This is a genomic window from Delftia acidovorans NBRC 14950 (genome assembly GCF_001598795.1).
Taxonomy (GTDB): domain Bacteria; phylum Pseudomonadota; class Gammaproteobacteria; order Burkholderiales; family Burkholderiaceae_C; genus Comamonas; species Comamonas acidovorans.
Genome location: NZ_BCZP01000004.1, coordinates 104,211 through 128,749 on the forward strand (window position 1 = coordinate 104,211; position 24,539 = coordinate 128,749).

General features: G+C 69.1%; 20 protein-coding genes. 4 read left to right on the top strand and 16 right to left on the bottom strand.

The window, feature by feature from the left end:
* Nucleotides 1–186 precede the first annotated feature (186 nt).
* On the top strand, nucleotides 187–690 hold the full coding sequence (gene soxR / locus DA1_RS06575; RefSeq protein WP_012202096.1) for a redox-sensitive transcriptional activator SoxR: 504 nt from the start codon (nucleotides 187–189) through the stop codon (nucleotides 688–690).
* On the opposite strand, the gene hutG is transcribed toward soxR, so the two are convergent.
* The 13 genes from hutG to DA1_RS06640 all read right to left on the bottom strand — a co-directional run bounded on the left by hutG (nucleotide 691) and on the right by DA1_RS06640 (nucleotide 15,648).
* Nucleotides 691–1,554: an N-formylglutamate deformylase gene (hutG, locus tag DA1_RS06580; protein ID WP_051941033.1), complete on the bottom strand. Its 864-nt coding sequence runs from the start codon at nucleotides 1,552–1,554 to the stop codon at nucleotides 691–693. It abuts the gene before it with no gap.
* 14 nt (nucleotides 1,555–1,568) lie between these two features.
* Nucleotides 1,569–2,969 carry a formimidoylglutamate deiminase gene (locus DA1_RS06585; protein ID WP_034397630.1) on the bottom strand — a complete coding sequence of 467 codons (1,401 nt, stop codon included), beginning with the start codon at nucleotides 2,967–2,969 and terminating at the stop codon, nucleotides 1,569–1,571.
* Nucleotides 2,966–4,111, bottom strand: a complete 1,146-nt coding sequence (locus DA1_RS06590) for a histidinol-phosphate transaminase (protein ID WP_034397629.1) — start codon at nucleotides 4,109–4,111, stop codon at nucleotides 2,966–2,968. Before DA1_RS06590 ends, DA1_RS06585 begins: the two co-directional genes overlap by 4 nt.
* Nucleotides 4,108–5,496, bottom strand: a complete 1,389-nt coding sequence (locus DA1_RS06595) for an FAD-binding oxidoreductase (RefSeq protein ID WP_034397627.1) — start codon at nucleotides 5,494–5,496, stop codon at nucleotides 4,108–4,110. Before DA1_RS06595 ends, DA1_RS06590 begins: the two co-directional genes overlap by 4 nt.
* Before the next feature lie 10 nt (nucleotides 5,497–5,506).
* Entirely contained in the window at nucleotides 5,507–6,793 is a 1,287-nt protein-coding gene (gene hutI, locus DA1_RS06600) for an imidazolonepropionase (protein ID WP_034397625.1), read from the bottom strand.
* A 28-nt stretch (nucleotides 6,794–6,821) separates the two neighbouring features.
* Nucleotides 6,822–7,382: a HutD/Ves family protein gene (locus DA1_RS06605; protein ID WP_034399041.1), complete on the bottom strand. Its 561-nt coding sequence runs from the start codon at nucleotides 7,380–7,382 to the stop codon at nucleotides 6,822–6,824.
* 23 nt (nucleotides 7,383–7,405) lie between these two features.
* Nucleotides 7,406–9,139 (bottom strand): urocanate hydratase, encoded by a 1,734-nt coding sequence (hutU, locus tag DA1_RS06610; protein WP_012202089.1) that lies wholly within the window; start codon nucleotides 9,137–9,139, stop codon nucleotides 7,406–7,408.
* A gap of 39 nt (nucleotides 9,140–9,178) precedes the next feature.
* Nucleotides 9,179–10,750 (bottom strand): histidine ammonia-lyase, encoded by a 1,572-nt coding sequence (gene hutH, locus DA1_RS06615; RefSeq protein WP_013800045.1) that lies wholly within the window; start codon nucleotides 10,748–10,750, stop codon nucleotides 9,179–9,181.
* 113 nt (nucleotides 10,751–10,863) lie between these two features.
* Nucleotides 10,864–11,634 (bottom strand): histidine utilization transcriptional repressor HutC, encoded by a 771-nt coding sequence (hutC, locus tag DA1_RS06620; protein ID WP_049801468.1) that lies wholly within the window; start codon nucleotides 11,632–11,634, stop codon nucleotides 10,864–10,866.
* Nucleotides 11,635–11,661: 27 nt separating this feature from the next.
* Nucleotides 11,662–12,441: an ABC transporter ATP-binding protein gene (locus DA1_RS06625; RefSeq protein ID WP_012202086.1), complete on the bottom strand. Its 780-nt coding sequence runs from the start codon at nucleotides 12,439–12,441 to the stop codon at nucleotides 11,662–11,664.
* Nucleotides 12,442–12,605: 164 nt separating this feature from the next.
* Complete coding sequence (locus DA1_RS06630) at nucleotides 12,606–13,445, bottom strand: ABC transporter permease (RefSeq protein WP_046240485.1); 840 nt, start codon at nucleotides 13,443–13,445, stop codon at nucleotides 12,606–12,608.
* Between the two features lie 63 nt (nucleotides 13,446–13,508).
* Nucleotides 13,509–14,483, bottom strand: coding sequence for an ABC transporter substrate-binding protein (locus DA1_RS06635; protein WP_012202084.1), 975 nt, complete (start codon nucleotides 14,481–14,483; stop codon nucleotides 13,509–13,511).
* A 274-nt stretch (nucleotides 14,484–14,757) separates the two neighbouring features.
* Complete coding sequence (locus DA1_RS06640; protein ID WP_034397621.1) at nucleotides 14,758–15,648, bottom strand: LysR substrate-binding domain-containing protein; 891 nt, start codon at nucleotides 15,646–15,648, stop codon at nucleotides 14,758–14,760.
* 94 nt (nucleotides 15,649–15,742) lie between these two features.
* Between DA1_RS06640 and DA1_RS06645 the strand changes: the two genes are divergently transcribed.
* The 3 genes from DA1_RS06645 (at nucleotide 15,743) to DA1_RS06655 (ending at nucleotide 20,298) form a co-directional block, all read left to right on the top strand.
* The gene (locus DA1_RS06645) at nucleotides 15,743–16,984 is read left to right on the top strand and encodes a CaiB/BaiF CoA transferase family protein (protein ID WP_034397620.1); all 1,242 of its coding nucleotides are present in this window, start codon (nucleotides 15,743–15,745) and stop codon (nucleotides 16,982–16,984) included.
* A 10-nt stretch (nucleotides 16,985–16,994) separates the two neighbouring features.
* A complete protein-coding gene (locus DA1_RS06650) occupies nucleotides 16,995–18,146 on the top strand; it encodes an acyl-CoA dehydrogenase family protein (protein WP_034397619.1) in 1,152 nt (383 codons plus the stop codon).
* 220 nt (nucleotides 18,147–18,366) lie between these two features.
* On the top strand, nucleotides 18,367–20,298 hold the full coding sequence (locus DA1_RS06655; protein WP_034397618.1) for a RecQ family ATP-dependent DNA helicase: 1,932 nt from the start codon (nucleotides 18,367–18,369) through the stop codon (nucleotides 20,296–20,298).
* 100 nt (nucleotides 20,299–20,398) lie between these two features.
* Here DA1_RS06655 and DA1_RS06660 read toward each other — a convergent pair whose 3' ends face one another.
* From DA1_RS06660 to DA1_RS06670, 3 genes are all read right to left on the bottom strand, one after another.
* The gene (locus DA1_RS06660) at nucleotides 20,399–21,208 is read right to left on the bottom strand and encodes a DUF4198 domain-containing protein (RefSeq protein ID WP_034397616.1); all 810 of its coding nucleotides are present in this window, start codon (nucleotides 21,206–21,208) and stop codon (nucleotides 20,399–20,401) included.
* Nucleotides 21,209–21,214: 6 nt separating this feature from the next.
* Entirely contained in the window at nucleotides 21,215–21,703 is a 489-nt protein-coding gene (locus DA1_RS06665; protein ID WP_034397614.1) for an EF-hand domain-containing protein, read from the bottom strand.
* A 172-nt stretch (nucleotides 21,704–21,875) separates the two neighbouring features.
* Nucleotides 21,876–24,290: a TonB-dependent hemoglobin/transferrin/lactoferrin family receptor gene (locus tag DA1_RS06670; protein ID WP_034397611.1), complete on the bottom strand. Its 2,415-nt coding sequence runs from the start codon at nucleotides 24,288–24,290 to the stop codon at nucleotides 21,876–21,878.
* Nucleotides 24,291–24,539 lie beyond the last annotated feature (249 nt).

A 24,539-nucleotide genomic window follows, 5' to 3' on the forward strand; every position in this document is an offset into this window, starting at 1 on the left:
CCCATTACTGTATGAATGAACGGCAGCTGCGTCATTGCAGCACTCAGCCAAAGAATTTCGCAGTCCGGCCAGGACGCTCGCATGGGCGGTACAGACCCGGTTGCCCTGTTCCTGCGCTTTCGCTCAGAATGGCCGCATTCTTCGAGTTCAAGTGAACTTGAAGTCAAGCCACAAAGGAAAGCCACCATGAAAACCGAGGATGATCCACTGCTCAGCATCGGCGACGTGGCGCAGCGCAGCGGGGTCAAGGCCTCGGCGCTGCGCTTTTACGAGTCGCTGAACCTGATCGAGTCCGTGCGCAGCGCCAGCGGCCACCGGCGCTACCACCGCTCGTCGCTGCGGCGCATCGCCTTCGTGGTGTTCGCCCAGCGCATCGGCTTCACGCTGGAGGAGATCGCCGAGCAGCTGGCCAAGCTGCCCAGCCGACATGTCCCCACGGGCGGGGACTGGCAGAAGATGTCGCGGGTCTGGAAGCAGCGGCTGGACGACCGCATAGGCGAGCTGCAGCGGCTCAGCGAGAGCCTGGACCAGTGCATTGGCTGCGGTTGCCTGTCGCTGCGCCACTGCGTGCTGCACAACCCCGGCGACCTGTGCGCACAGAACGGCCCGGGGCCGCGCCGCTGGCTGGGCGACCCGCCGCCCGTGGCCATGGGCGGGCCCTGCCCGGGCCACTGCCACGACGAAGGCTGATCAGGACACGCGCCGTGTCGTGACGAAGTCCAGCACCGCCTGCAGCATGCGCTGCAGCGTGGGCTGGATCTGTTCGGCGCGCTCGGGCAGGTAGTCGAAGGGCAGCGCTTCCTGCATGTAGCTGCACTGCGTCATCTCCAGCTGCACGGCGTGGATGCCGGCCTCGGGCTGGCCGTAGTGGCGCGTGATGTAGCCGCCTGTGAAGCGGCCGTTGAGTATGGCGGTGTGGCCCGGCGCGGTCTGCGCAATGGCCAGCAGATGCTCGGCCAGCTCCAGCGCGCAGCTCGTGCCCTTGCCGGTGCCCAGGTTCAGGTCGGGCAGCTTGCCTTCGAAGAAACGCGGCAGCACCGAGCGGATGGAGTGCGCGTCCCACAGCGCCACGGTGCCGTGCACGGCCTTGAGGCGGTCCAGCTCGGCGCGCAGCTGTGCGTGGTACGGGCCCCAGATGGCCTCGCGGCGCGCGGCGATTTCGGCGTCCGCGGGCACATCGGCCGGGTCGGCGTACAGCGGCGTGTCGTCGAAGGTGTCCACGGGGCACAGGCCGGTGACGCTCTGGCCCGGGTAGAGGCTGGCGCCATCGGGCGGACGGTTCAGGTCCACCACATAGCGCGAATGCGTGGCCACCAGGATGGAGGCGCCCATGGCCTTGGCGAACTCGTACAGGCGCGGCAGGTGCCAGTCGGTGTCGGGCACGTGGCGGGCTTCCTCGGTCAGGCGCGCGGCGATGTCGGGCGGCACATGGGTGCCCGCATGCGGCATGGAGATCAGCAGCGGCGCCGTGCCCTGGTGGAAGACGAAGGGAGGGGGAGCGGTATCGGTCATGGTGTGATTCTGGAACGTTTCTGGCGGGTTTTGCGGGCCCATGGCTTGCGGGGGCCTCAGGATTGCAGGGTGGCCGCGCGGGCCGCGACAAAGCCATGGGCTGCCGCCTCGTGCAGCGCATGGCGGCCGGCCTGCACGCGGCGCTCGCCGCCCACCCACAGGCTGTGCAGGGCGCTGCTGCGGTGGCTGCCGAAGACATGGGCCGAGACCATGGCCTGCACCGGCAGGCCGGCCAGCGCCACATGGTTTGCGTCCAGCGCCAGGAAGTCGGCCTGCTGGCCCACGGCCAGCCCGGCCACGGGGCGGCCTGCGGCCTGGGCGCCGCCCTGCACGGCGGCGGTCCACAGCGCGGTGCCCACCTGCGGGTCGGGGCCTGCCAGCACGTTGCGCTGGCGCAGCGACAGGCGCTGGCTATATTCGAGCATCAGCAGTTCCTCGGCAGCGTTGACGCAGGCATGGCTGTCCGAGCCCACGCCCCAGGCGCCGCCTTGGCCCAGCCATTGCGGCATGTCGAAGATGCCATCGCCCAGGTTGGCCTCGGTGGTGGGGCAGATGCCGGCCACGGCGCCGCTGCGCGCGGCGCCCGCGTATTCACCGGGCGTCATGTGGGTGGCGTGGACCAGGCACCAGCGCGCGTCCACGGGGGCATGCTCCAGCAGCCATTGCACGGGGCGCTGGCCGCTCCAGGCCAGGCAGTCGTCCACCTCCTGGGTCTGCTCGGCAATGTGGATGTGGATGGGCGCGCGCGCATCCAGCGCCGTCAGGCCCTCCACGGCCACGCGCAGGCTGTCGGGCGGCACGGCGCGCAGCGAGTGCGGCGCCAGGCCCAGGGCCGCGCCCTGGGCACGGGCCTCGGGCAGCAGGCGCTGCAGCAAGGCCAGCATGTTGTCCGTGCTGCGGATGAAGCGCGCCTGGTCGGCGCGCGGCGGCTTGCCGCCGAAGCCGCTGGTCTGGTAGAGCACGGGCAGCAGGGTGATGCCCATGCCGGCCTTGCGCGCGGCGCGCAGCAGGGCCAGGGACAGCGTGGCGTCGTCGGCATAGGGCCGGCCATCCCGGTCGTGGTGCACGTAGTGGAATTCGCAGACCGAGGTGTAGCCGGCCTCCAGCATCTCCACGTACAGCCAGGTGGCGATGGCCTCCAGCGACTCGGGCGTGATGCGCGCGGCAAAGCGGTACATGAGGTCGCGCCAGCTCCAGAAGCTGTCCTGGGCCTCGGCGCGGTATTCGGTCAGGCCCGCAAAGGCGCGCTGGAAGGCATGCGAGTGCAGGTTGGGCATGCCGGGCAGCACGGGGCCGGGCGCGCGCGGCGCGCTGCCCGGCTGTGCGTCGGCCTGTACGGCCTGCAGGCTTCCTGTGCCATCCCAGCGCAGCAGCACATTGCGCGCCCAGCCCGTGGGCAGCAGCGCGTGCTCGGCGAACAGCGTGCGGCTGTCGGAAGTCTGGTCGATGCCGCTCATTGTCCGGCCTCCAGGATGTCGGCCAGCGCGCGCACGAAGCGTTCGTTGTCGGCCTCGGTGCCCACGGAGACGCGGATGAAGTGCTCGAAGCCGGGCTCCTTCCATGGCTTGGTGATGATGCCCCGGGCCAGCAGCGCCTCGTTCACGGGGCCGTTGGGACGGCCGATGTCGATGAACAGGAAGTTGGCGGCCGAAGGCGCTATCCGAAGCGCAGGCAGTGCAGGCAGGGCGGCCAGCCGCTGCGCCAGCACATCGCGCAGGCGCACGGTCTCGGCCACGCCGCGCTGCATGAAGTCCTCGTCGCCCCAGGCCGCCAGCGCCGCCGCCTGGGCGGCCTGGTTGACGTTGAAGGGCGTGCGCACGCGGTCCAGCAGTTGCACCAGGGCCGCGTCGCTGGCCAGTCCGTAGCCCACGCGCAGGCCCGCCAGGCCCCAGGCCTTGGAGAAGGTGCGCAGCACGATCCAGGGCATGGCGCGGCCGCGCAGCAGGGCCAGCACGTCGGGGTAGTCGTCGGCGTGCAGGGCGTACTCGTAGTAGGCCTCGTCCACCACCAGCAGGGTCTGCGGCGGCGTGGCGTCCAGCAGGCGCGCGAAATCGCCGGCGCTGAACATGCAGCCCACGGGATTGGAGGGATTGGCCAGCATGGCGATCTTGGGGCCGCGCGCCAGCGCCTGGCACCAGGCATCGACGTCGAAGCCCAGCGCGGGCGTAAGCTCCAGCAGCTCGACGCGGGCGCCCATCATGCGCGGGTAGATCTCGTGCAGGCCGAAGGCCGGGCGCTGGGTGAGCACGCGGTCGCCGGGCGAGAGAAACGCCTGGCAGAGCATCTGCAGGATGTCCTCGGAGCCGTTGCCCACGGCAATGGCCTCGGCCGGCACGCCGGTGCGCGCCGCGATGGCCGCGCGCAGCGCCGTGCATTGCGCATCGGGATAGGTGCCCACGTGCAGGGCCAGGTCGGCCAGGGCGCGGGCCACGGCAGGGCTGGCGCCAAAGGGGTTCTCGTTGCTCGCCAGCCGCGCGATCTCGGTGACGCCGTAGCGCGCCCGCACGGCCTCGGAGGACAGGCCTGCGTTGTAGGGCGGCAGCGGCGGCACTTCGGGGCGTGCCAGGGTGTGGATCGCGTGGATGGCGGGAGCGTTCATAGGTCGAATACCTTGCCGGGGTTGAACAGATGCAGGGGGTCCAGCGCCTGCTTGATGGCGCGCATCACGGCCAGTTCGGCCGGCGTGCGGCTGGCGCCGAGATAGGGCTTCTTGTGCAGGCCGATGCCGTGCTCGGCCGAGACGCTGCCGCCGAACTCGCCGACCAGGTGGTACAGCGCGGCCTCGACGCCTTCGCAGTCGCCGTTGGCGGTGGCACCGTCCACCGAGACATGCAGGTTGCCGTCGCCCACATGGCCGAAGAACAGCGAGTGGTGGCCGGGCCAGCGCGCGTCGAACGCGGCGCGGCAGGCATCGGCGAAGCGGCCGATGTCGGCCTGGGGCAGGCTGACGTCGAAGTTGACGGGCGGATGCATGTTCGTGTTGAGCTCGGCCGGCGCCTCGCGCAGCTTCCACAGCTGGCGCGCCTGGGCCACGGACTGGGCGATGACGGCATCGGCCACCTCGCCGGCCTCCATGGCCTCGCCCAGGGCCTCTTCCACGTCGGCGCGCAGCGTGGCCTCGTCCTTGCCGTCCACATCGATCAGGGCCAGCAGCGCATGCGCCTGGCCAAAGGGCGGCTGCAGCTTCTGCCAGCGGATGGAGGCCTGGATGAAGCTGTCCCACATCAGCTCGAAGGCCGCCACGCCGTTGCCAAAGCGCGATTGCATGCGCGCGAGCACGGACAGCGCCGCATCGAAGTCCGGCACGGCCACCAGGGCCGTGGCGCGGGCCTGGGGCGCGGGACGCAGGCGCAGCAGCACGCGCGTGACGATGCCCAGCGTGCCCTCCGAGCCGATGAAGAACTGCTTGAGGTCGTAGCCCGTGTTGTTCTTGAGCATGGGGCGCAGCATGGGCAGCACCGTGCCGTCGGCCAGCACCACCTCCAGGCCCAGCACCTGCTCGCGCATCATGCCGTGCTGCAGCACGCCGTTGCCGCCCGCATTGGTGGCCACGTTGCCGCCGATCTGGCAACTGCCGCGCGCGCCCAGGTCCACGCCGAAGACCATGCCTGCGGCCACGGCCGCCTCCTGCACGGCCTGCAGCGTGGCGCCGGCCTGCACGGTCATCAGCGCGGTGCGCGCGTTCACGTCCTCGATGGCGTTCATTCGCTCCATGGAGACGGCCACGGCACCCGGCACGGGCACGGCCGCACCGGCCAGGCCCGTGAGCCCGCCCTGGGGCACGACAGGCACGCGGTGGGCCGTGCACAGGCGCATGAGCGCGCTGACCTCGTCGGTGCTGCGCGGGCGCACCAGGGCCAGCGGGCGCTGGGGCGGCGTGCCGCTCCAGTCGGTGTGGTAGCGCGCGGGCACATCGTCGCCGCGCTGCGCCACTTCGGCGCCCAGGGTGGAAATCAATTCATCGAGAAACAGTGCATGGGACATGAGCAGGCTTTCAGTGGCTCCCCTGCCCGCAGCGGGTCCGCACGATGCGGCCCTGGCGCACGATGGTGCAGTCCGGCCGGTTGCCGAACCAGTAGGCCAGCTCGGCCGCATGGCGCACGGGCCAGAGCACGAAGTGGGCAGGACGGCCGGCCGCGATCAGGCCATGCTCGTCCTGCAGGCCCAGGGCGCGCGCGGCATGGCGGGTGATGCCCGCCAGGGCCTCGGGCACGGTGAGCCGGAACAGGGTGCAGGCCATGTTGGCCATGAGCAAAAGGCTCAGGCAGGGGGAGGTGCCCGGATTGTGATCGGTAGAGACGGCCATGGGAACGCCCGCGGCGCGCAGGCCAGCGATGGGCGGCATGTGGGTGTCGCGCAGCGTGTAGTAGGCGCCGGGCAGCAGCACGGCCACGGAACCCGCGCCGCGCATGGCGGCAATGCCGGATTCGGACAGGTGCTCGATGTGGTCGCACGACAGCGCGCCATAGCGGGCCGCGAGGGCCGCCCCCTCCATGTTCGACAGCTGCTCGGCATGCAGCTTGACGGACAGGCCCAGGCGGCGTGCGGCCTGGAAGACCTGCTCGGTCTCGGCCAGCGAGAAGGCAATGCGCTCGCAGAACACATCGACCGCATCGACCAGGCCCTCGGCCGCCAGCGCGGGCAGCATGGTGCCGGCGACGAGGTCGATGTAGTCCTGGCTGCGCCCTGCGTACTCGGGCGGCAGCGCATGCGCGCCCAGGAAGGTGGTGCGCACGGTCACGCCCAGGGCCTGGCCCAGGCGCCGGGCCACGCGCAGCTGCTTGCGCTCGTGCTCCAGCGCCAGGCCGTAGCCCGACTTGATCTCGATGGCGCAGACGCCCTCGTCCAGCAGCTGCTGCAGGCGCGGCAGGGCCTGGGCGAACAGCTCGTCCTCGCTGGCCTCGCGCGTGGCACGCACGCTGGAGACGATGCCGCCGCCGGCGCGGGCCACTTCCTCGTAGCTGGCGCCGTCCAGGCGCATGGCGAATTCGTTGGCGCGCTCGCCGCCATAGACCAGGTGGGTGTGGCAATCGACCAGGCCCGGCGTGGCCAGCATGCCCTGGCCGTCATGGCGCGGCAGGGACGCATATGCGGGCGGCAGGGCCTGCTGCGGCCCCACCCAGGCCACGCGGCCCTGCTGCACCACGATGCAGGCATCCTCCCCGTCACCCACGGCCTGGCCGGCCTCGAACATGTCAGGCGCCAGGCGCAGGTTCTGCCAGCAGCCGTCGGCCGAAGAGGATGGAGCGAGTGCGGAAGCGGGTGCGTGGGGCTCGGTCATGGGTGGATTCCTTGGATGTCGTGGGTCGTCAGCAGGCTTGCAGCAGCACCTGCACCAGCCGCGCGTCGTCGGTCTGCGGCGCCAGCTGCTGCGGGTCGGGCTGCGGCGCGCTCCACCACAGGCCCTGGCCGGGGATGAGCGCAGCGCCATCCGCCTGCCAGTTGCCCTGCAGCACCATGCACAGGCCGGCGTCGGCGCGGCCGGCGTCGGCAGCGCTGTCCAGCACCTGGACCTGCGCCCGCCACCGGCCGCGCCGCGCCATCACGTTGAAGTCGGTGGAAGTGCCGCCCAGCAGCGAGCAGCCCAGCGCCACATCGCCGGAGAAGGCAAACGGCTGCCAGCGCGCGTCCAGCACATGGTCGATGCCTTCGCCGCGCAGGTGCACGCCGTCGCCATCGAGCAGCATGATCTGCCGGTCCACGCCCGCAAAGGCCGAGAACGGGCCGGGCTGGTCAATGGTGGCCACGCTGATGCGCCAGCCGAAAGCCTCCATGCCCGCCCCGGGCGGCCAGCAGGCGATCTCGCGCGTGCTGCCGCCCCCGTTCTTCCAGGGGCTGGCGGCGATCTGGTTCAGGTCGAAACGCTGCATTGCCGTGGTGTCCTGCAAGCGGCTCACTTGACCATGGGCAGGTTCAGCTGATGGCGCTTGGCCGCAGCCACGGCAATGTCGTAGCCCGCATCCGCATGGCGCATCACGCCGGTGGCCGGATCGTTCCAGAGCACGCGGCCCAGGCGGGCGGCGGCCTCGTCCGTGCCATCGGCCACGATGACCACGCCCGCATGCTGGGAGTAGCCCATGCCCACGCCGCCGCCGTGGTGCAGGCTGACCCAGGTGGCGCCGCCTGCGGTGTTGAGCAGGGCGTTGAGCAGCGGCCAGTCGCTGACGGCGTCCGTGCCGTCCTTCATGGATTCGGTCTCGCGGTTGGGGCTGGCCACGGAGCCGCAGTCCAGGTGGTCGCGGCCGATCACGATGGGGGCCTTGAGTTCGCCGTTCTTCACCATCTCGTTGAAGGCCAGGGCCGCCTTGTGGCGCTCGCCCAGTCCCAGCCAGCAGATGCGCGCGGGCAGGCCCTGGAAGCTGATGCGCTCGCGCGCCATGTCCAGCCAGCGGTGGGTGTGCTTGTTGTCGGGGAACAGTTCCTTGATCTTGGCGTCGGTCTTGTAGATGTCCTCGGGGTCGCCGGACAGGGCCACCCAGCGGAACGGGCCCTTGCCTTCGCAAAACAGCGGGCGGATGTAGGCGGGCACGAAGCCGGGGAAGTCGAAGGCGTTCTTCACGCCCTGGTCCAGGGCCACCTGGCGGATGTTGTTGCCGTAGTCCACCGTGGGAATGCCCATGGCCTGGAAGTCCAGCATGGCCTGCACGTGCTGGGCGCAGCCCTGGGCGGCAGCGGCCTTGAGCTGGGCATGGCGCGACGGGTCGGCGGCGGCGGCACGCCACTCGTCCACGGTCCAGCCCACGGGCAGGTAGCCGTTGATCAGGTCATGGGCCGAGGTCTGGTCGGTCACGATGTCGGGGCGGGCGCCGCCGGCCTGGGCGCGGCGCACCAGCTCGGGCAGGATTTCGGCGGCATTGCCCAGCAGGCCGATGGAGATGGCCTCGCCCGCAGCCGTGTGCTGGGCGATGAGCTCCAGCGCGTGGTCGATGTCGCGCGCCTGCTTGTCCAGGTAGCGTGTGCGCAGGCGGAAGTCGATGCTGCTTTGCTGGCATTCGATGGCCAGCACGCAGGCACCGGCCAGCACGCCGGCCAGGGGCTGGGCGCCGCCCATGCCGCCCAGGCCCGCCGTGAGGATCCACTTGCCCGTGAGGTCGTTGTTGTAGTGCTGGCGGCCGGCCTCGACAAAGGTCTCGAACGTGCCCTGCACGATGCCCTGGGCGCCGATGTAGATCCAGCTGCCGGCCGTCATCTGGCCGTACATGAACAGGCCCTTCTGGTCCAGCTCGTTGAAGTGCTCCCAGTTGGCCCACTGGGGCACGAGGTTGGAGTTGGCCAGCAGCACGCGCGGTGCGTTCTCGTGCGTCTTGAACACGCCCACGGGCTTGCCCGACTGGATCAGCAGGGACTCGTCGGCCTCCAGCTTTTTCAGCGACTCCAGGATCTGGTCATAGCACTCCCAGTTGCGCGCCGCGCGGCCGATGCCGCCGTAGACCACCAGGGCCTTGGGGTTCTCGGCCACGTCGGGGTCCAGGTTGTTCTGCAGCATGCGGTAGGCGGCCTCGGCCAGCCAGTTCTTGCAGTGCAGTTCGCTGCCGCGCGGGGCGCGGATGACGCGGCTGGCGTCATAGCGGGGATTGGTGGCAGCCGTGGCAGCGTTGGCGTTGAGGATGGCGTCGTTGGCGTTCATGGCGATCTCCTGGATGCGGGGGGTGAGCGGTTGCGGGGTTCAGGCAGCCTGGTGGCTGGGCAGGTGGCGGACGATGGCCTGGGGCCAGTCCGTGGCAAGCGCCCACTGGCGCATGGTTTCGATGTCGGGTGCCAGGTAGCGGTCACGGTCCAGGTGCGGAACCTGGCTGCGGATCAGCGCGTACTGCGCCTCGATCAGCTCGGAGCTGTTCAGGCTGCGGTCGAAGTCCATGCCCTGGGCGGCGGCCATGGCTTCCACGCCCACGATGACGGCCGTGTTGCGCGCCATCTCGCCCAGGCGCCGTGCGCCGTAGGTGGCCATGGAGACATGGTCTTCCTGGTTGGCCGAGGTGGGCAGGCTGGTGACGCTGCTGGGGTGGGCCAGGCACTGGTTCTCGGCAGCCAGGGCGGCGGCCGTGACCTGGGCGATCATGAAGCCCGAGTTCACGCCGCTGTCGGCAATCAGGAAGGCCGGCAGGCCCGACAGGCCGGTGTCCAGCAGCAGGGCCATGCGGCGCTCGGAGATGGCGCCGATCTCGGCCAGGGCCAGGGCGATGATGTCGGCCGCGAAGGCCACGGGCTCGGCGTGGAAGTTGCCGCCCGAGATCACGTCGCCGTTGTCGAAGACCAGCGGGTTGTCCGAGGCGGCGTTGGCCTCGATCACCAGCACGCGGGCCGCATGGCTGAGGTTGTCCAGGCAGGCGCCCATGACCTGGGGCACACAGCGGATGGAGTACGGGTCCTGCACGCGGCCGCAATGGGGGTGGGAGGTGTCGATGGCGCTGCCGTCCAGCAGTTCGCGCACGGCGGCGGCCACGGCGATCTGGCCAAGCTGGCCGCGCGCCTCATGGATGCGGGCGTCAAACGGTTTGACCGAGCCCTTGATGGCCTCCAGCGTCAGGCAGCCCGCCACCAGGCCGGCGGCGAACACGCTCTCGCCCTGGAACAGGCCCACCAGGGCCAGCGCCGTGGATACCTGGGTGCCGTTGAGCAGGGCCAGCCCTTCCTTGGGGCCGAGCACGAAGGGCTCCAGGCCCACGTGGCGCATGGCCTCGGTGCCGGACACCACCTGTCCATCGATCTTGGCCTGGCCTTCGCCGATCAGCACGCAGGCCAGGTGCGACAGCGGCGCCAGATCGCCCGAGGCGCCCACCGAGCCCTTGGCAGGAATCACGGGCAGCACGTCGGCGTTGGCCAGGGCCAGCAGCGCATCGACCAGCTCGGGGCGCACGCCCGAATGGCCGCGCGCCAGGCTCACGGCCTTGGTGGCCAGCACCAGGCGCACCACGGCGTCGGGCAGCGGATCGCCCGTGCCCACGCTGTGCGACAGCACCAGGTTGCGCTGCAGCTCTGCCAGGCGGTCATGGGCGATCTTGGTGGAGGCCAGCTTGCCGAAGCCGGTGTTGATGCCATAGACGACCTGGTCCTCATCCACGATGTGCTGCACATGGGCCTGGGCGGCGCGCATGCGCTCGTAGGCGGACGCCGCCATGGACAGGCGCACGCCGCCCTGCTGGATGGCCCGCAGCTGGGCCAGGCTGACCTGACCGGGCTGCAGCGTCAGCGCGGTGCCGGGACGGGAGGTGAGGCCGGGAGTCGTGATGGTGTTCATGGTGATGCCCTGTCGGTGTCTGGGAGGGTGTGCCGGGATGGATGTCTATGCCTGTCTATACAATATCAATCGAAGCGGAACAGCGCAAGAGCGGGAACCCCGCCTTTCAGGCCTCAGCCGTCGTGCGATCCGCCGTCGGTGCGAAAGCGGCTGCCCAGCCGGTAGCGCATGCCCGGATGCACGCAGTGCACCCAGGTCACGGGCGTGCCCAGGTACCAGGTGCGGCGCGTCAGCGTCAGGCAGGGCTGGTCCGCGTCCATCTGCAGCCAGCGCGCCTGCTCGGGCGTGGGCAGCATGGCGTCCACCACATGCTCGATCTGGTCGAAGGGCACGTTGCGCACCAGATACACCGAAGGCTGGATCAGCGAGAAGTCCTGCTCCATGAAGTCCGGCGCCATGCGCGGGTTCACATGGCGGTCTTCCAGCTGCACGGGCACGTCGTTCTCGAAATGCACGCCCTGCAGGTGGAACACCGAGCTGCCCGCAGACAGCTGCAGCGAAGCCGCCGCCTCGGGCGAGGCCGACTCTCGGCGCACGCTGATCAGCTCGAAGCGGTGGTCATGCCCGCGCTGGCGGATCTCTTCGGCGATGTTGGCGATGCGCAGCAGCGTGGACTGCGGCTTTTCCTCGGCCACGAAGGAGCCCACGCCGGCCACGCGCACGATCACGCCCTGCTCGGCCAGCTCGCGCAGCGCGCGGTTGGCCGTCATGCGGGCCACGCCGAACTCCTGCACCAGCTCCTGCTCGGACGGCACGCGCTCGCCGGCCGACAGCGAGCCATCGGCGATCTTGCGCAGCACGTGGTCCTTGACCTGCTGGTACAGGGCCATGGGCACCTCCGCCGTCGTTGCGGAAAGTCGGGAAGCCGTGGAACGCGAAGACATGGTGTGGGCAGTGGTCATGGAAAAGCGTCAGTGTGCAGCAGCGGCCAGCGACTCTGCGCGAATCTCTTCGGTCAGCCGGGCTTTCAGCTCCATGAACTCGGGCGATGTCTTGACCGTGTAGTGGCGCGGATGCGGCAGGTTCACGGGAATATCGGCCTTGATGCGGCCCGGGCGCGCGCTGAACACGGCCACGCGGTTGGCCATGAAGATGGCCTCGTCGATGTCGTGGGTGACGAACATCACGGTCTTGCGCTCGGCCTCCCAGATGCCCAGCAGCAGCTCCTGCATGAGCACGCGGGTCTGGTTGTCGAGTGCGCCGAAGGGCTCGTCCATGAGCAGGATCTTGGGATCGTTGGCCAGCGCGCGCGCAATGGCCGTGCGCTGCTGCATGCCGCCAGACAGCTGCTTGGGAAAGTGGTTCTCGAAGCCGCGCAGCCCCACCTTGGCGATGAAGTAGTCGCTGCGCTCCTTTTGCAGCGCCTCGCTCACGCCCTTCTCACGCAGGCCGAAGCGGATGTTCTGGGCCACCGTCAGCCAGGGGAACAGCGTGTAGCTCTGGAACACCATGCCCCGGTCGGCGCCCGGGCCGTCCACGGCGCGGCCGTCCAGCAGCACCTGGCCCGTGGTCGGGAAATCCAGCCCTGCCGCAATGCGCAGCATGGTGGACTTGCCGCAGCCCGAAGGGCCGAGGATGGTGACGAAGTCGTTCTCGCGGACCTCGAAATCCACAGGCAGCAGGGCCTGCGTGCTCGTGCCCTTGTGGCTGGTGAAGGTGCGCGAAACACCTTGAATAGACAAAAGATTCATCACGATTCTCCAGGGCGCTTGTCAATATTCACGGCGGCTGCAACCGGCGCGACTCACCTCAGAGACACCGAGGAAGGGCCTACGCCGGCCGCGCCGCCCCGCACCGAGGGTGTCGTCCCCCTTCAAGGGGGAAGCGGCGCAGCCGCTCAGGGGGTAGATCCTTTTCACAGGGTGCTCCACTCGAACATGCGACGGTTGACGGTCTTGAAGATGAAATCGGACACCAGGCCGATGAGGCCGATCACGATGATGCCGAAGATGATCTGGCCCGTGTTCAGCAGCGCCTGGCTGTCGGTGATCATGTGGCCGATGCCCGAGGACGAGCCGATCAGCTCGGCCACGATCACATAGGTCCAGGCCCAGCCCAGCACCAGGCGCAGCGTCTCGGCAATGCCGGGCGCGGCGCCCGGAATCAGCACGCGGCGCACCACGCCGGTGTTGGAGGCGCCCAGCGTGTAGGCGGCCTCCACCAGGTCCTTGCGCGCGCCGCCCACGGTCACGGCCACCATCAGCGTGATCTGGAACACCGAGCCGATGAAGATGACCAGCAGCTTCTGCGTCTCGCCCACGCCGGCCCACAGGATCAGCAGCGGGATGAAGGCCGAGGCCGGCAGGTAGCGGCAGAACGACACGAAGGGCTCGAAGAAGGCCTCGACCGGCTTCCAGGCGCCCATAGCGATGCCCAGGGGCACGGCCACGACCGAGGCCAGGATGAAGCCGCCCATCACGCGCCATACCGTCATGCCGATGTCGTGCAGGAAACCGTATTCGGTGAACAGCAGCACGCCCTCGCGCGCCATGGTCATGGGGCTGGCCAGAAAGGTCGGGGAGACGAAGCCGCCCAGCGTCACAGCCGCCCAGACGAGAAAGAACAGCACGAAAAAGGCCACACCCAGCACCCACTTGGCCGTGGGGCTGACGGGCTCCAGCGGCGCCATGCGGCGGCGGCGGACGGGGGCTGGCGCCGCGGCGGGCGCGGGAGCGTGCGGTGTGGCGTGGGTCATGGGCTTGTTAGCCGGCTGGACTGCGGAAGTGGATGCGGCTTGCATGGTCATCCCCTGGCGGGCTTACTGGATGAAGCTGGCGTCGTACATCACGCCATAGTTCTCGGGGATGGAGCGGATGATGCCGGCCTCCTTGAGGATCACGGCCGACTCCTTCATGAAGGGCACCAGCTCGTTGGCGAAGAATTTCTGGTTGGCTTCCTTGTCGGACCACTTCAGGTAGGAGGCCGACTTGCCGAACTGCTCGCCACCCTGCTTGACGGCTGCGCCCATGATCTCGAAGGACTTGGTCTTGTCGGCCTCGATCATGGCCACCGCATCGAAATACGACTGGGCCAGCGCCTTGGCCGCGGCCGCGTTGGCCTTGAGCCACTTGGGATCGCAGCCCACCGTGTCCATGACCATGGGGTAGTCGATGGTGGTGGCCAGGATCTTGCCCGCCGCCGGGTTGGCGCGGATGGTGGACAGGTAGGGCTCGTAGCTCATGGCCGCATCGTTCTGGCCGGCCACGAAGGCCTGGGCCGCGGGCTGCGGCTCCAGCGAGACGGTCTTCACATCCTTCATGGTCATGCCGTTCTTGTGCAGCATCCAGGCCAGGCCGAAGTACGGCGCCGTGCCCGGCGCGCTCACGGCCACCGTCTTGCCCTTGAGGTCGGCAAAGCCCTTGACGTCATTGCGCACGGCGATGCCGTCGGCGCCATAGGACTTGTCCATCTGGAAGATCTGCACGATGGGCACGCCGTTGGTGTTCCAGGCCACATGCGTCTCGATGGTGGTGGCCGCGCACTGGATGGCGCCCGAGGCCAGGGCCAGGTGGCGGTCCTTCTGCGGAATCATCTTCAGGTCCACCGCCAGGCCGTTCTTCTTGAAGATGCCGGCCTTGTCGGCCAGGGTCAGCGGCGCAAAGCCGGTCCAGCCCGACATGCCCAGGGTGATCTTGGTCTCCTGCGCGGCAGCGGGCTGCAGTGCGGCGGCAAGGCAGAGGGCGGCGGCCAGCGGCCCCAGGGGCAGGCGGCGGAACGTGGGGATCGAACTCATGTGGCACTCCTCGGTCGGGAAAGCAAGTTGGCGATGGCAGTTTCGGGGTCCGCAGGCAGACCAGTGCGGGAGCCCGAAGTGTGTTTTTGCCGACCGGACATGTATATACAGGATTACCCGGCAAACCGGTGATGGAGCGAGCATCCTGCATCTACCTGCGATCAACACATAGAGCAACAGCAAATGCCGTGCCAACCAAGCTTGTCCATACAACCTGGGGAAAATCCCGGGTAGCAGCTCACCACCGTGGTGCATGCCACGGGGCTGCGCGCCGCTACGGTGCAATCACGGCACGCGCCACCTTCAAGAACGGTGCAATCAGCGGCGAGGCATTGCCCGCCGGCACGGCCAGCACCACGCCCTGGGGGGCCACGCGGCCCCGGATGCGGCGGCAGGCCAGGCGCTGGCCATCGTGGGCGCGGTCCACCACTGGCCGCGTGGTCAGCACGCTCAGGCCGTGGCCATTGGCCACCATGGAGCGCAGCATCTCGATGGAGGCGAATTCATGGGCCACCAGTGGCGTCACGCCGGCCTCGCGGAACAGCGACAGGAAATACTCGCGGCTGTGCGGAAGGTTGATCAGCACCAGCGGGTAGCGGGCCACCTCGGCCAGCCCCACGCTGGTCCTGGCCGCCAGCGCATGGCGCTGCGGCAGCAGCACATAGGGCGGCAGCGCCGCCACGGGCAGCAGCTCCATGCGGGGACGCGCCAGGCCCGTGTCGTACTGCAGGGCCGCATCGAGCTCGCCGCGCTCCACCTGCTGCGTGAGCGAGGCGATATCGCCCTCCACCAGCTCCAGCGCAATGCCGGGGTGCAGGCGCTGCATCTGCGCCAGCAGGGCAGGCACCCAGCGCGCGCCCAGCGTGCTCAGAAAACCCAGGCGCAGCACGCCCGCCATCGCCGCCGTGCGCGGCCCCTGCAGGCTGCGTGCGCCGTCCAGCAGCGCCTGGGCCTCGCGGCTGCGCACCGCGCCGGCCGCCGTGAGATCCAGCCCCCTGGCATGGCGGCGCACGAACAGCGCCTCGCCCCACAGCGCCTCCAGGTCGGCAATCGCCTTGGAGATGGACGGCTGGGACACGCCGATGGCCTCGGCCGCGCGCGCCGTGCTGCCATGGCGTGCGGCGGCCACGAAATACTCCAGCTGGCGCAGGCTGATCTGGATCATCTTTTTAAATGCAGTGAATCAGGAATGAATATTTTCCATTGATTCAATCCCACGCCAGCATGCAGCCATAGACCACCCGTCCAAGGCTGCACCCATGACCGAGTCCACCCCCCTCACCGCCCGCCCGCTCGACGGCGTGCGCATTCTCGACTTCACGCGCGTGCTGGCCGGGCCGCTGTCCACGGCCCTGCTGGCCGACCTGGGCGCCGAGGTCGTCAAGATCGAGCCACCGCAGGGCGACGACTACCGCGCCATCGGCCCCATGAACAACGGAGAAAGCGCGCTGTTCACGGTGATGAACCGCAACAAGCAAAGCCTGGTGCTGGACCTCAAGCACCCTGAGGCCGTGGCCCTGGTCCACGAGATGGCGGCCCAGGCCGACGTGGTGGTGGAGAACTTCCGGCCCGGCGTGGCCGAGCGCCTGGGCATCGGCGCAAGCCAGTTGCGGGCGCTCAATCCGCGCCTGGTCTACGTCAGCGTCTCGGGCTTCGGGCAGACCGGGCCGCTGGCCCACCGGCCGGCCTACGACATCATCGTGCAGGCCATGAGCGGCCTCATGGAGGCCACGGGCGAGCCCGATGGCGCGCCCACCGTGGTGGGCGAGGCCGTCAGCGACGTGGTGGCCGGCCTGTTCGCCTCCTGGGCCACGCTGGCCGCGCTGCTGCAGGCCCGCGCCACGGGACACGGCCAGCAGGTGGACGTGGCCATGTTCGACACCACGCTGAGTTTTCTGGCCACCTCGGTGGCGCGCTACCTGTTCACGGGCCGGCCCGCGCGCCGCGTAGGCAACCGCCATCCGCTGTCGGCCCCCTTCGGCGTGTACCGCGCAGGCGACGGCCACTTCGCGCTGGCCGTGCTCAACAACAAGCTGTTCGCCGCCGCCCTGCAGGCCATGGAACTGGGCAGCCTGGCCGGCGACCCGCGCTTTGCCAGCGACGAATCACGCTCGGCCCACGAACCCGCGCTGCGCGAGGCCATCGAGGCCTGGGCCGGCCGCCATGAAGTGGCGCAGGTGGTGGCCGCGCTGGATGCGGCCGGCGTGCCCGCCGCGCCCATCTGGAACATTGCCCAGGCGCTGGAATCACCCCAGAGCCAGGCACGCGGCCTGCTCGGCGCGGTGCAGGACGAGCGCCTGCCCGGCCTGCGCCTGCCCACCCAGCCCGTGCATTTCAGCGGCGCCGCACCCAACCGCGCCGAGCGCGCACCGGCCCTGGGCGAGCACACCGAGGCCCTGCTCTCGCAGTGGCTGGGCCGGGGCGCCGAAGCCATTGCCGCGCTGCGCGCATCCGGTGCCCTGGGCACCGCAGGCGCGGCCCCCTCTTCCCCATCACATTGAGCGAACTTCCATGAACTTCCAACGACTGGGCACCACCGCCGAAGACCACGCCATTGCCGATGCCGTGGCCCGATTTGCCGACGACTCACTCGCCCCGCTGGCGCAGCGCATGGACGAAGAGGCACTGTCCGCCACCTGCCATGTGCCGGGCCTGGCAGCCCTGGGCGTGATGGGAATGAACCTGCCCGAGGCGCTGGGCGGCCCCGGCGTCACGCCCACGGCCATGCTGCTGTCCCTGGTGGCCATCTCGCGCGCCTGCGCGGCCACCTCGTCCATGATCGGCGCCCACTACCTGGGCACCGATGCCGTGCTCATCGGCGGCGACGACGCCCAGCGCCAGCAGTGGCTGCCGCACTGCGCCAGCGGCGAATGGCTGGCCGCCTTTGCGCTGACCGAGCCGCGCGGCGGCTCCCACCCGGCCGACATGCGCACGCGCGCCGTGCGCGATGGGGACGACTATCTGATCACGGGCGTCAAGCACTTCATCTCCAACGCCGCCGAGGCGCGCTTCATGGTGGTCTTCGCCAAGACCGACATGGAGGCCGGCGCGCGCGGCGTCAGCGCCTTCATCGTGCCGCGCGATCTGCCCGGCATCCAGGTCTCGGCGCCCGAAAAGCTCATGGGCATCCGCGGCGGCCATGCCTTCGAGGTATCGCTGGACGGCGTGCGCGTGCCTGCCAGCCACCGGCTGGGCGCCGAGGGCACAGGCTTCAAGACGGCGATGAAGGTGCTGGACAACAGCCGCCTGGACGTGGCGGCCACCGCCCTGGGCGTGGCCGAGGCCGCCCTGGCCGCCGCCGCGCAATGGGCCAATCAGCGCCTGGTCGGCGGCGAGCCACTGGCCACGAAACAGGGCATCCAGTGGAAGCTGGCAGACATGAAGCTGCGCCTGGAGGCATCGTGGGCACTGACGATGCAGGCCCTGGCCTTGCGCCAGGCCGGCCAGCCCTTCACCCAGCACTCGGCCATGGCCAAGCTCCATGCCTCGGAAATGGTGGGCTTCGTCACCGACGAAGCCCTGCAGATCCACGGCGGCTACGGCTACACGCGCGAAATACCGCTGGAGCGCCTGGTGCGCGATGCACGCATCCTGCGCATCTACGAAGGCTCGTCCGAAGTGCAGCGCAGCATCATTGCGCGTGGGGTGCTGGGCGGCAGCTGAATGCAGCAGCGGGTGGCTAGGAGAAATCTGAAAATGGCACCCTCGCGCCCGGAAAAGGCCATTGATGCAGAGCGGCTCAAACCCCAGGTCTTCCCTGGACCTTGCGAGGGGGCGCAAAATGGCGGCTGTTGCGGCCTTCGGGCCGCAGCGCATTTTTTGCGGGAAGCGCCCGCATCCCGCTCCCTCCCGCGCCAGCCGCCTCTGCCGAAAGAAGTCCCCGTTGTCCGCCGCGCATTCCGTCCTGCAAGCCGTGTTCGGCTACGAACAATTCCGCGGTCCGCAGGAAGCCATCGTCTCGCACGTGGTCGCCGGCGGCGATGCGCTGGTGCTCATGCCCACGGGCGGCGGCAAGAGTCTGTGCTACCAGGTGCCGGCCATCGTGCGCCAGCAGCAGGGCCACGGCGTGGCGGTGGTGGTGTCGCCGCTGATCGCGCTCATGCACGACCAGGTGGGCGCGCTGCACGAGGCCGGCGTGAGCGCGGCCTACCTGAACTCCACGCTGTCCTATGACGAGACGCAGGAAGTCGAATGGCGCCTGCAAAGCGGCGACATCACATTGCTGTATGCCGCGCCCGAGCGCCTGAACACGCCGCGCTTCCTGGGCCTGCTCGATGACCTGCATGCCCAGGGCAAGCTGTCGCTGTTCGCCATCGACGAAGCCCACTGCGTGAGCCAGTGGGGCCATGACTTCCGGCCCGAGTACCGCGCGCTGAGCGTGCTGCACGAACGCTATGCGGGCGTGCCGCGCATTGCGCTCACGGCCACGGCCGATGCGCTGACGCGCGCCGACATCGTCGAGCGGCTGCAGCTGGAGAGCGCACGGCACTTCGTCAGCAGCTTCGACCGCCCCAACATCCGCTACCGCATCGCCGAGAAGAAGGACGTCAGCAACCAGCTGCTGCGCTTCATAGAGCGCGAGCACGAGGGCGAGGCCGGCGTGGTCTATTGCCAGTCGCGCAAGCGCGTGGAGGAGCTGGCCCAGACGCTGAGCCAGGCCGGCGTGCCCGCCCTGCCCTACCACGCGGGCCTGCCCTTCGAGACGCGCCAGCTGCACCAGGACCGCTTTCTGCGCGAGGACGGCATCGTCATCGTCGCCACCATCGCCTTCGGCATGGGCATCAACAAGCCCGATGTGCGCTTCGTGGCCCATGTGGACATGCCCAAGAACATCGAGGGCTACTACCAGGAAACCGGCCGCGCAGGCCGCGACGGGCTGCCCGCCGATGCCTGGATGGCCTACGGCCTGTCCGACGTGGTCAACCAGCGCCGCATGATCGACGAAAGCCCGGCCGAGGACACCTTCAAGCAGGTCATGCGCGGCAAGCTCGATGCCCTGCTGGGCCTGGCCGAGGCCACGGACTGCCGCCGCGTGCGGCTGCTGGCCTACTTCGGCGAGCAGTACGGCCTGGGCGCACCGGGAGAAGACGCAGAGACGGACATTGAAGGCAGGCCGCTGCAGCGCGTGGCAAAGACCGCCTGCGGCAACTGCGACAACTGCATGGAGCCCCCGGCCCTGTGGGATGGCACGGACGCCGCGCGCAAGCTGCTGTCCACCATCTACCGCGTGCACGAGGCCAGCCAGCTGACCTTTGGCGCAGGCCACATCATGGACGTGCTGCGCGGCAAGGACACCGAGAAGGTGCGCCAGTACGGCCACGACAAGATCTCCACCTTCGGCCTGGGCAAGGACTACAGCGAGCCCCAGCTGCGCGGCGTGATGCGCCAGCTGCTGGCCACGGGCGCCCTGGGCCTGCACAAGATCACCAGCGAGAACAGCGGCCACAGCTTCGACACCCTGTGCCTGGCCGATGGCTCGCGCGACGTGCTGCGCGGCAATGTCCCCGTGCAGCTGCGCGAGGCCGTCGCAGCGCCACGCACGCGCACCTCCAAGCGCGCCACCCAGCCCAACGCGGCAGCTGCCAGCCTGGGCCCCGACGCCCAGGTGCGCTTCATCAACCTCAAGGCCTGGCGCGCCGAGGTCGCGCGCGAACACAACCTGCCGGCCTATGTGATCTTCCACGACGCCACGCTGGCAGCCATCGCCGAGCGCAACCCCGCATCGCTGGACGACCTGCAGGGCATCAGCGGCATGGGCGCCAAGAAGCTCGACGCCTACGGCGCCGAAGTGTTGCGGGTGGTGGCCACGGGTTGAGGTGCACAGCCTTCATGCACATCGCCTGAGGCTGGGCTGCACCATGAGAAAAGGCCTGCACCTCCATGGCGGCAGGCCTTTTTCGTGAAACCGGAACCCCTTACTGCGCCAGCACCCTGAAGGTCAGCGTGTAGTTGTTGCCGTACTGCGGCGCGGCGGCGCCGGTGGGGGCGTCGGCGCGGTAGCGCACCAGGGCCAGGTAGATGCCTGACTTGGGCAGGGCGTAGGAGATGCGGCCCTCGCCATCGGTGGTCAGTGCATCCACGCTGTGCTGGCTGGCCAGGTCCATGGTCGAGCGGAAGATTTCCACCTTCTGCGCGGCCAGCGGCTTGCCGTCGTATTGCACGGTGAAGTCGAACTTCTCGCCCGCGAACAGGTCGGCCGGATGCGTGACGGGCACGATCTCCAGGCCCTTGCCTGAGGGCGCGAGCGCGGCCCGGCTGGGCTTGCCCACGGTGATGTAGGTCTCGGAGACCGACAGCGACTGGTAGTGGCTCAGCAGCCTGGCATCGGCCGGCGTGGGCGTGGCGGGATCACGCGCCGTCTCCACCTTGCCGTTGCGCTCCCACGAACGGAAGACGGCGCCCAGGCGCGGGCCGGTGCTCACGCGGTAGGTACCCTTCTCGTCGGGCAGTTGGTGCTCGGCCACGGTGCGGGTCTTGAACTGGCGCACATCGGCCATGGGCGTGACCGAGCCGTCGGGCGCCGTCACGGTGAAGCGCGTTTCGCCAAAAGCCACTTCGGGGATGAAGAACTTGTCGGCAAAGCTGGCGTCCACGCTGATGACGACCCGGGGAGAAGCCTCGAAGCTGGTGGGCAGCAGGTAGGGCGTGTGGGCCTGGGCGGAGATGCACACGGCCGACAGCAGCGGCAGCCACCAGGCCAATCGCTTGGATGGGGTTTTGGCCATGTCCGCTCAGGGCTTTTTGACGTCGTTCTTGTCCACGACGCCATCGGCATTGACGTCGGCTTCCTTGAAGCTGCGTTCGGCGACGGCCATGTCTTCTTCCACGGTGTATTTGCCGTCGCGGTTCCTGTCCACGATGCCGAAGCGCACATGGGCCTGCTTCATGGACTGGGCATAGCGCTCGTCGGGCTGGCGGCCCGCGTACTGCTGCTTGAGGCGGGCCTCGAACTCGTCCACGTACTCCTTCTCGCTGAGCCAGCCGTCGCCATTGGTGTCGCCTGCCAGGAAGCGCTGCTTGCGCACGGTGTCGTACTCCTGGCGCGTGACCACGCCATCACGGTTGGCGTCGTAGCTGCCCATGAAGGCAGACTGGCCATGCCCGCCCGCAGGCTGGGCCGGGCCGCTGGCGGACGGTGCCGTGGGCGATGCGCAGGCGGTGAGCAGGGCCGCCAGGCCGGCAGCGGCCAGCATGCGGTGGGACAGAGAGAACTCGATCATGAAACGACTCCTGAAGTAGGCAGATACAGCGGCGGCTGCGATGGTGGTGGAGGCTTTCCGGCCGACACCGCCGCTGTAGGGAAGGCCGGCCGGCCCCTGGAGAAACTCCTCGGATCCGCGCCACGCGGCAAGTGAAGGTGGCGTGGATGCAATGGCATGGTGCGCAGGGTGCTCAGAACGCAACGTTCATGGACACGGCGAAGGTGCGGCCCGGGTTGCTCAGCAGCTCGATGTCGCGGCGGTCGCGCGCCACGCCGGGCTGCAGGCTGCGGGTGCTGGAATAGTCCCAGTAGCGCTTGTCGCCCAGGTTGTAGATGCCGGCGTTCAGGCGCACGTTCTTTGCGACCTGCCAGTAGCCGGCCAGGTCGAAGATGGCATAGCCGGGCACGCGGAACAGCTCGGTGGTCGAGTCGGTCAGGCCGGTGCCCGCGTTCAGGTAGCTGTCGCGGTTGGTGGCCACGGCCTGCTTGCCAGCGACGAAGGTGCCGGTCAGGTTCAGGCCCCATTGCCGGGCCGGTGCGTCATAGCCCACGCCGACGATGGCCTTGCGCGGCAGCACGCTGTCCAGCGGCACATCCTTGTCGCCTGCGTAGTAGGACTTGGAGGTGCCGCGGCTGATGCCCAGCGCCCAGGTGGAGTACAGGCCCCTGGCGGCGGGCATCCACTGGCCGTGGTCCAGGCGCGCGCTGGCCTCGAAGCCGTAGATCTTTGCGCTGTCGCGGTTCTCGGCCTGGTAGATGGTGCCGATGTGGGCGGGCACGTTGACGAACAGGTCGGGACGGCCCGCGCGCAGGTAGCGCGTGTAGGCGATGAAGTCGGAGTACCTGGTATAGAAGACCGAGCTGTTGAAGGTCACGCCCGGCGTGGGCGACCCCTTGAGGCCGAAGTCGAAGGCATTGCTGCTTTCCTCCTTCAGGTTGGGGTTGCCCACCAGGGCGTACTGGCCTGCCGCGTTGTAGTTGCTGGCCATGTTCCACGAGCCGAAGATCTCGCCGGCCGAGGGCGCTCGCCCGCTGCGCTTGAACTGGGCATAGGCGCTGAACGTGGGCGTGAGGTCATAGACCAGGGCCAGGCTGGGGCTGAGGATGGTGTTGCCGCGCGTGCCGCCGTAAATCTTTTCCACATCGGCGGCCGTGAGCACGCCCGAGACGAAGTTGTCCAGGTCGCGTGTCTTGATCTCCACGCGGTCCACGCGCAGCGCGGGAATCAGCGCCAGGCGGCGGCCGCCGGCCTGGAAGCTGATCTCGTCCTGCAGGAAGGCGCCGTAGCGGCGGGTGGTGGTGTCGGGCTGGGGCTTCATAACGGGCGTGCCGGTAGCGAAAACGTTCCACGGACGCTCCGTGTCCTGTGTCGATGCATTGACGCCAAAGCTCAGGCGGTGGCGGTCGATGCGCTTGTCGCCCGTGCTCGAGAAACCCCAGGTGCGCGTCTCGTTGCCGGAGACGTTGTGCACCTTGGCGCCCGTGGCCAGCGTGGTGGTGTCGGTGACGTCGTTGGTGTCCGTGTTCTGGAAGAACAGCCGCGTGTCCAGCTGGTCCACCCAGGCGCCGGCCGGTGTCCACAGGTGCTGCAGCTGCAGCGTGTTGCGACTGGTGTCGCTGTTCTGGCGCGAGCTTTCGGTGATGCTGGTGTTGGTGGTGTCCCAGCCGTGGAAGGAGGTGTCGTTCTTGCGGCGGTACAGGTCGGCCGACAGCACCAGGCGGTGGGCCGGGTTGATGCGCAGGCCGCCCTTGAGCAGCAGCGCGTTGGAGTTCCAGTCGTCGGGATAGCTGTTGACGATGGCGCTGTGGTTGCGCGTCTCGTGGCCGTCGCGGCGCGAATAGGCGATCAGGCCGTCGAGGTCGCCCGAGCGGCCAGCGGCCGTGAAGCTCTCGTTCCAGGAGCGGTCGGCCGTGTCGTGGCCGATCTTGCCGCCCAGGTAGGAGGTCTTGCCGCCCACCAGGTAGTCCTCGGCAGACTTGGTGCGAAAGCCCACCGAGCCGCCGATGCCACCGGCCGCGCGCCGCGCCGTGGTGGTGCCGGAGTGGATGTCCACGGCCGAGAACATCTCGGGGTCGATGAAGTCGCGGCCCACGCCGAAGGTGTTGGCGCCGACACGGCTCACATAGGGGCGCGTGGTGGCGTCGGGCATCTCGACGCCGTCCACATCCATGCCGATGCGGTTGCCCTCGATGCCGCGGATGTTGTAGCCCGTGGTGCCCGAGCGGTCGAAGCTGCTGCGGTTGCGGCTGGTGCCCGAGGCCGTGCCGGGCGCGGAGACCAGGGGCTGGTAGCGCACCACATCGGCCATGCTGCCGGCCTGCTCCAGCGCCGGGCCGCTGACGGTGGTGGAGGCGCCCGGCGTGCGCTGCACGGGCTCGGCTGCATCGACCACATCGACCTGGGCCAGCGCCTTGGTGGGAGCCTGTGCCATCAGCCGGGCCTCATCGTCCGCAGTCTGCACATGCGTCTGCGCCCAGGCGCCGGGCGAGGCCAGACCGATCACGGCGGCCTGCACGGCCACGGCCAGCAGGCTGGGCCGCAATGCCGGCGTACGCGAGGGATTGCGGGAGAGGGAGAGGAAAGACGAACGCGAAGACACAGCCATGGCGGGAATCGGGGAAAGAGGGTTGCTGGCTAGCTGCCGACCTGTCCGCGGAGTGCTCTTGCGAGACCATTGCTCCCCCCGTGTGTGATTGTTCCTGCTGGCTTTCCGCGATTCTCCCATCAATTGATAATGATTATCATTTGTTTTGTCTCATTTACGTCACAGGGGCCGATCCAGGCTCCGCGCGGGCCTCCTCCACAAACCCCACACAAAGACTCGACAGCGCAGCAAGATTGCCCGCTCACACTG